The sequence below is a fragment of the Actinomadura sp. 6K520 genome (genome assembly GCF_004349245.1).
Lineage (GTDB): Bacteria > Actinomycetota > Actinomycetes > Streptosporangiales > Streptosporangiaceae > Spirillospora.
This window is the reverse complement of sequence record NZ_SMLC01000102.1, coordinates 20,202-27,234: the sequence shown is the minus strand read 5'-3', so window position 1 is coordinate 27,234 and position 7,033 is coordinate 20,202. Positions and strand designations below refer to the sequence as shown.

Annotated in this window: 5 protein-coding genes; 4 read left to right on the top strand and 1 reads right to left on the bottom strand. The window is 69.6% G+C overall.

Annotated elements, in window-relative coordinates:
- Positions 1 to 19 precede the first annotated feature (19 nt).
- Positions 20 to 724 carry a molybdopterin-dependent oxidoreductase gene (locus tag E1289_RS24315; RefSeq protein WP_207929120.1) on the bottom strand — a complete coding sequence of 235 codons (705 nt, stop codon included), beginning with the start codon at positions 722 to 724 and terminating at the stop codon, positions 20 to 22.
- A gap of 93 nt (positions 725 to 817) precedes the next feature.
- Here E1289_RS24315 and E1289_RS24310 point away from each other — a divergent pair, with 93 nt between their 5' ends.
- From E1289_RS24310 to E1289_RS24295, 4 genes are all read left to right on the top strand, one after another.
- Complete coding sequence (locus E1289_RS24310) at positions 818 to 1,396, top strand: HhH-GPD-type base excision DNA repair protein (protein WP_131983964.1); 579 nt, start codon at positions 818 to 820, stop codon at positions 1,394 to 1,396.
- 376 nt (positions 1,397 to 1,772) lie between these two features.
- Positions 1,773 to 3,908, top strand: a complete 2,136-nt coding sequence (locus tag E1289_RS24305) for a SpoIIE family protein phosphatase (RefSeq protein WP_131983962.1) — start codon at positions 1,773 to 1,775, stop codon at positions 3,906 to 3,908.
- A 251-nt stretch (positions 3,909 to 4,159) separates the two neighbouring features.
- A complete protein-coding gene (locus E1289_RS24300) occupies positions 4,160 to 5,842 on the top strand; it encodes an RNA polymerase sigma factor (RefSeq protein ID WP_131983960.1) in 1,683 nt (560 codons plus the stop codon).
- Positions 5,843 to 6,035: 193 nt separating this feature from the next.
- Positions 6,036 to 7,013, top strand: a complete 978-nt coding sequence (locus E1289_RS24295; protein ID WP_243713108.1) for a hypothetical protein — start codon at positions 6,036 to 6,038, stop codon at positions 7,011 to 7,013.
- Positions 7,014 to 7,033: the final 20 nt, after the last annotated feature.

Here is a 7,033-nt window from a genome sequence, read left to right as displayed (position 1 = left end):
AGGGTCAGGTCGGGGCGGGTCACGTCGGAGCATCGTCACGCCCGTTCGACTTCCCGACCCACGCGTGCTGGTCGTATCCCAGGCCCTCCCAGTAGCCGGGGATGAGCTCCTCGGTCAGTTTGATGCCCTTGAGCCACTTCAGCGACTTGTAGCCGTACATGGGCGCCACGTAGAGCCGCGTCGGCCCACCGTGGTCGTGACTGACCGGCTTGCCTTCCATCTGCGTCGCGACAAGGACGTCCCGGCGGCGCGCCTGCTCCAGCGTCAGCGACTCGGTGTAGACGCCGTCGAAGGACGTGAACTGCACGGCACGGGCCTTCGGTGACACGCCGACCGCGTCGAGTAGATCGGCCAGCACGACCCCGACCCACTCCACATCCGGAACGCGCCAGCCCGTCACGCACTGGAAATCACGTTCGAGCACGGTTTGCGGGAACCGTGCCAGGTCGGCCATACCGAACGCCTGGGGCTTGTCGACGAGACCGCCGACGGTCACCCGGTGCGTGGCGGCGCTGCGCCGCTTCACGCTCCCGGTCACCGAGTAGTAGCGGAATCCGCCGGCGGCGGGCAGGACATCACTGATGGGCCCCACCGGTGCCAAGGCACGACTCACGCTGTCCTGGACGGACGCTCCCACGGCGACCCCCACCGCGCCGAGGCCGAGCATTCCGAGCACGACCCGCCGTCCGACGGGACTGCCTTCTGTTCGCTCCTCCTCGTTCACGCCTTCATTCGAACACCGTGGCCCGCGCCTCGCCAGGTTTCCGTCATTGCCGTAAGACTTCGGACAGATCTGGACCGGCCCTAAGCTGAGCGCATGGCCACGAAGGTTCACCTCACCCAGCGTCCGGAAGCCGATGACCTGCTCGGACGCAGCCCGCTGGCCGTCCTGGTCGGCATGCTCCTGGACCAGCAGGTCCCCATGGAATGGGCGTTCTCCGGTCCGTACACCATCGCCCAGCGGCTCGGCTCCGACGACCTGGACGCGCACGAGATAGCCGCGCACGACCCGGAACGCTTCGCGGCGGTGCTGTCGGAGAAGCCCGCCGTCCACCGCTACCCGGGCTCGATGGCCAAGCGCATACAGCAGTTGTGCCGGTTCCTGGTAGAGAACTACGACGGGAACGCAGAAAAGATCTGGCTGGACGCAGGCAGCGGTAAGGACCTGTTCAAGCGCCTCCAGGCCCTCCCCGGCTTCGGCAAGCAGAAGGCACAGATCTTCCTGGCCCTTCTGGGCAAGCAGTACGGGATCCGTCCAGAGGGCTGGCGCGAGGCCGCCGGAGCCTACGGCGAAGAAGGCTCCCACCGCTCCGTGGCCGACATCACCGGTCCCGAGTCCCTGGCCAAGGTCCGAGCCTTCAAGGCAGAACAAAAGGGAACCAAACCGTCCAAGTAAGCCCGCCCCAACCGAGCCGGTGGCATAACGGGGATTCCGGTGGGCGCCTCCCGTGGGCGGTACCTACCAACACTCCCGAACACCCTCGGGTTGACGCGCTGTCGAGTGCGGGAGCCGTAACATCTCCTACTCGCCGTCCCCGGCGGGCCGTCTTCGTGCCCTCTGGAACGGTGTCCGAATCCGACGCGTTCGTCTGGGGCCGAAGGGAACGAGGATGTTCAGCAGGGGTTCCGTACTCGGCGAACCATCGGGATGATGAGTACCTGACTTCGACCGGTGTTGTGATGGAGGCGGGAGCGCTAGCCTGCTCCCATTCACTCATAGTGATGAAAACTTGCCGTGCGGTACGGGACCCTCTGGGGCGGAGGTGTTGTCCATGAGCACCGAGACGTCCGTTCCACAACCTCGGGTTTCCGGGGTGGAGGGGCGGCCCATGGATGCGTCGGATGCCGCGCTGTACGCGACCTTGCTGACGGAAGCTCCGGGCGGGCTGGCGTTCTTCGACCGTGAGCTGCGTTGCCGCCGGGCCAACGACGCGCTTGCCGAGCTCCTGGGCGTTCCCGTGCGCGATCTTCAGGAGCGCATGCCTTCCGAGGCGCTGCCCGAGGCGTTGGCGACGGCCTTCGAGAGCGCCCTGCGCAAGGTGATCGCCGAGGACCGCTCGCTGACCGATTCCGATCTGGTCGTTTCGGCCGGCCAGGATGCGGCGCCCGAGGAGACCGCGGGCGCGGACCCGGGGGGCGACGAGCGGATCCTGGCCTGCACGTGGCTGCCCGCCAAGGACGGCGACGGCGAGCCCGTGGGTGTCGTCCTGACCGCGCAGGACGTGACGGAGCGGCGCAGGGCCGAGGAGGTCATCCGCCGCAAGGAGCAGCGTTACCGCTCGCTCGTGGAGGCGAGCGCCCAGGTGGTGTGGGTCGCCGCCCCGACGGGCGGGGTGATCGACGATGCGCCCGAATGGCGTGCGATCACCGGGCAGGCGCCGGACGACTACGCGGAGGGCGGCTGGCTGGCGGTGGTCCATCCCGAGGACCGGCCGCGGATCGAGGCCGTGTGGCGCGACTGCGTCCAGGAGAACCGGGTCTTCGAGACCAACTACAGGATCCGCACCAAGAGCGGTACCTTCCGGCACTTCGACGTGCGGGCCGTGCCCATCCGGCAGGGCGACACGGTGATCGAATGGGTCGGCGCCAACACCGACGTCACCGGGCAGCGGGAGGCCGAGGAGATGCGCGGCCGACTGACCGAGCAGCTGTCGGCGGCGGCGCTGCGCACGGCGCGCCTCCAGCAGGCCACCTCGATGCTGGCCGAGGCCCTGACCGTCTCCCAGGTCGTCCAGGTCATCACCGAGGTGGGGCGGTCGGCCATCGGCGCCGACTACTCCGCCGTGGCGCTGCTGGACGACGACAAGCTCCGCCTCAGCGTGGTGGCGCCGTCCCAGCAGGGCGCCGAAGGCGAGACCGGTCCCGTCTCCCGGGACGAGATCAAGGTCAGTGACCAAACCGTGATGTCGGTCGCGGTCCGTGAGAGCCGCCCGTTCCTGGCCGAGCATCCCGACAGCCTGCGCCTGCAGCTCGGCCACGGCGAGAAGGACCTGTTCGCCCAGCACACCGAAGAGCGTGCCTGGGTAGGGCTGCCGCTGCTGGCGGCGGGCGCTCCCATCGGCGCGCTCCGTTTCTCGTTCACCCGCCCCAGGGAGATCACCGAGGAGGAACGGGTCTTCCTGGAGGCGCTCGCGGGACAGTGCGCCCTGGCGGTGGAACGGGCGCTGCTGTTCGAGCGCGAGCACCGGACCGCGGAGGAACTCCAGCGGAGCCTCCTGCCGAGCGACCTTCCGCAGCTGCCGGGCATGGTGCTGGCCGCCCGCTACAACCCCGCGACGCGGCACGTCCAGGTCGGCGGTGACTGGTACGACGTGTTCCGGCTGCCCGACGACCGGCTCGCCGTGGCCGCCGGGGACGTCATGGGCAAGGGCGTCCTCGCGGCGGCCGGAATGGGACGCGTCCGCAACGCCCTGCGCGCCCTGGCGCTGAACGACCCGCGCCCCGCCGCGGTCCTGGCCGGCCTGGACCGGCTGTTCAGCGCCACCGAGGACGAGGAGCAGTTCACCACGGTCGCGTACGCGGTCATCGACCCGGAGACCGGGCAGGGGGCGTTCAGCAACGCGGGGCACCCGCCACCCCTGCTGATCTCGCCGGACACGCCCGCGCGCGTCAGCACGGTCGAGCCGGGGACGCCCCTCGGGTGGCCGAGCCAGCGACAGCAGACAAGTTTTTCCATCGAGACCGGCAACACTGTGGTCTTCTATTCCGATGGACTTGTGGAGAACCGTAGGCGTGGGGTGGACGCCGGGCTGGAGGAGCTCGTCGCCGTCGCGGCGGACGCCCCACCTGAAGTGGTAGGAGATCCCGAGAGACTCGTCGACTTCCTGGTCGATCGGATGCTTGCCGGCTACGAGCAGGTAGACGATGTGACCGTGCTTGCCCTGCACGTCCCGCCCGAACCCGTGTGAAGGCCGCCGGCCACGTGAAGACGGCCCGGCACGTACGAAGGACCGTCCCGCGCCCTCTAAGGTGGAGAGTTACGGGGTAGGACTTCACAGGCGGAATGCGCAGCAGTGCCAGAATGCTTGACCCAGCGAGAGCGGGTACGCTGCGGTCCCGCACCGGGAGGTCCGCTCTGTGTGTGGTCCCACCCAGTGTGAGGCCGGGCCCGTCAGGGCACTTGGGTCAACCAAGCCACACGTTCGTTCGAGAGGTATTTGTGTCGCCTGCTAGCTCGACCTCGAAAGCGTCAGATCTGCACGATCACGTCATCGCGCAACTGATCGAGCGTGGACGGTCCCAGGGTTACCTCGAAGCCGACGACGTACGCCGTACGTTCGAGGAGGCCGACATCCCCGTGTCGAAGGCCTCCAGCATTCTGCGGAGCCTCAGCAAGGAGGGTGTGACCGTCATGGTGAGCGCTGCCGACTCCGCGGCGCCCAAGCGTCCGCGCAAGCGCGGGACGCCGCCGGCGCGCAAGCCCAGGACCGCCGCGGCGGCCAAGGAGCAGCCCGACACGGTGACCGCCGTCGTCGGCGACGACGCGGCCCCTTCCGCGGCTCCCGAGGTCGTCCCGGAGGAGGCCGCCGCCGCGCCGCGCCCGGCCGCCAAGCCCGCGCCGAAGAAGGCCGCGCCCGCCAAGGGCGCCAAGGCCAAGAAGGCCGCACCCGCCAAGAAGGGCGCGGCCCCGGCGGCTAAGGCGGCGCCCGTCAAGCCCGTCAAGAAGGCGGCCGACGACCCCGAGGTCGAGGACGAGGTCGACGTCGAGCTCGTCGAGGACCTGGCGGTCCTCGACGTCGAGCTGGAGGACGACGCCGCCGCCGAGGTCGAGGAGGCGCCCGAGGCCGAGGAGGCCCCGGCCGCGCCCGCGGCCAAGGCCGTCCCCGCCGGCAAGCAGGCCCCCGAGGGCACCCCGTCCTCCGAGGAGGAGGGCTTCACCCTCGGTGACGACGACGAGGACGCGCCCGCGCAGCAGATAGCCGCCGCCGGCGCCACCGCCGACCCCGTCAAGGACTACCTCAAGCAGATCGGCAAGGTCCCCCTGCTGAACGCCGAGCAGGAGGTGGAGCTCGCCAAGCGCATCGAGGCCGGGCTCTTCGCCGAGGAGCGGCTCGCCGCCGACGGCCCCGCGATGTCCCCGGAGGACACCGAGGACTTCGAGTGGATCGCCGAGGACGGCCGCCGCGCCAAGAACCACCTGCTGGAGGCCAACCTCCGGCTGGTCGTGTCGCTGGCCAAGCGCTACACCGGCCGCGGGATGCTGTTCCTGGACCTGATCCAGGAGGGCAACCTCGGGCTGATCCGCGCGGTCGAGAAGTTCGACTACACCAAGGGCTACAAGTTCTCCACGTACGCCACCTGGTGGATCCGGCAGGCGATCACCCGCGCGATGGCCGACCAGGCCCGTACTATCCGCATACCGGTGCACATGGTCGAGGTCATCAACAAGCTCGCGCGCGTCCAGCGGCAGATGCTCCAGGACCTGGGCCGCGAGCCCACCCCGGAGGAGCTGGCCAAGGAACTCGACATGACCCCGGAGAAGGTCGTCGAGGTCCAGAAGTACGGCCGCGAGCCCATTTCGCTGCACACCCCGCTGGGTGAGGACGGCGACAGCGAGTTCGGCGACCTCATCGAGGACTCCGAGGCCATCGTCCCCGCGGACGCGGTCAGCTTCACGCTCCTCCAGGAGCAGCTCCACTCCGTCCTGGACACGCTCAGCGAGCGTGAAGCGGGCGTGGTCTCGATGCGGTTCGGCCTCACCGACGGCCAGCCGAAGACGCTGGACGAGATCGGCAAGGTCTACGGGGTGACGCGCGAGCGCATCCGCCAGATCGAGTCCAAGACCATGTCGAAGCTGCGTCACCCGTCCCGGTCCCAGGTGCTGCGCGACTACCTCGACTGATCGGAATCTGAGCGGAGGGCCTCGTCCCGGGCTGGGGCGGGGCCCTTGACGTGTCCGCGGTTTTGACGTGTCCGCGGTCATTGACGTGTCCGCGGTCGCCCGGTCCCGTCCCCGCGCACCGAACTTGGCCGTGTAACGGCCTTTTAACATCGAGGTAGCGTGCGCCGTCTTGCGTCTTCCTATTGTCGCGCCCATGGGATTGACAGAGCTCGACCGGGCCCCCGGACGTTCGGTGGAGCAGAGCGGGGTGGGGGCCTCCGTGGTCCGTGCGCGTCAGCTACGGGTGGTGGGCGGCCGTCCGTGGCGTGACCCTGATCTGGACTGGGCGGTCGATGCCGTCCGGGACCGCCGCCTCCTGCGCATCGGAGCGCACGCGCTCGCCGAGAGCCGCCGTGACCCGGAGGTGCGGTCGGTCCGTGTCGAGGCGCTGTCGAGGGCCGCGGTGGGATTCAGCCGGGACGTCGAGGCGCTCGCCGCCGAAGATCCGTCCAATCCGGACCTCTGGCTGTGGCTCGGCCGGACGCGGGTGGAGGAGGCGTGGCGGATCCGTCCGGAGGCGCGGGCGCGGGCCGTTCAGGCGCAGAGTTACACCACGTACACGAAGTCGATGCAGTCAGCCCGCGAACCACTGATGCGGGCGGCGTCATTGTGGCCGGACGATCCCGTCCCGTGGGAGGCGATGCTCTGGTACGCGCTGGGCCTCGGCCTCGAACGGGAGGACAAGGACGCTCTGTGGCTGCAGGCGAGCAGGAGGTGCCCCACCCTTTATGGGGCGCACGTGGCGCGGGTCGTGAGCCTGTCCCCCCAGTGGGGAGGCATGACGGACGAGATGTTCGGCTTCGCCCGTACGGCCATGAGCATGGCCCCCCGCGAGGACCCCAGGGCCGCCCTGATCCCGCTCGCCTACTTCGAGTACTTCGTGCAGGAGCGTTCGGGCATGATCCGGGGGCGTCCTCGTGGTTCTCTCCGGAGGAGCGCCGCGAGGTGGAGGCCGCCGCGCGGGGCTGGTTCGAGGGGCGCCGTCTCCATCCCCGGACGATCGAGGCGCACAACCTCTTCGGCGCCGCGTTCCACCTCGCCGACGCGCGCCGGCCGGCGCGGCAGCATCCGCTCCGGACGCGGGGGCGGCCGAGCAGCCTTCCCTGGACGTATCTGGGAGGCGACGAGGTGAACCAGTTCGTCAAGGCATGC

Excerpts from the sequence above, each read along its gene's own strand:
- E1289_RS24310 (WP_131983964.1), top strand. The coding sequence starts at position 818 with ATGGCCACGAAGGTTCACCTCACCCAGCGTCCGGAAGCCGATGACCTG.
- E1289_RS24305 (WP_131983962.1), top strand. The coding sequence starts at position 1,773 with ATGAGCACCGAGACGTCCGTTCCACAACCTCGGGTTTCCGGGGTGGAG.
- E1289_RS24295 (WP_243713108.1), top strand. The coding sequence starts at position 6,036 with ATGGGATTGACAGAGCTCGACCGGGCCCCCGGACGTTCGGTGGAGCAG.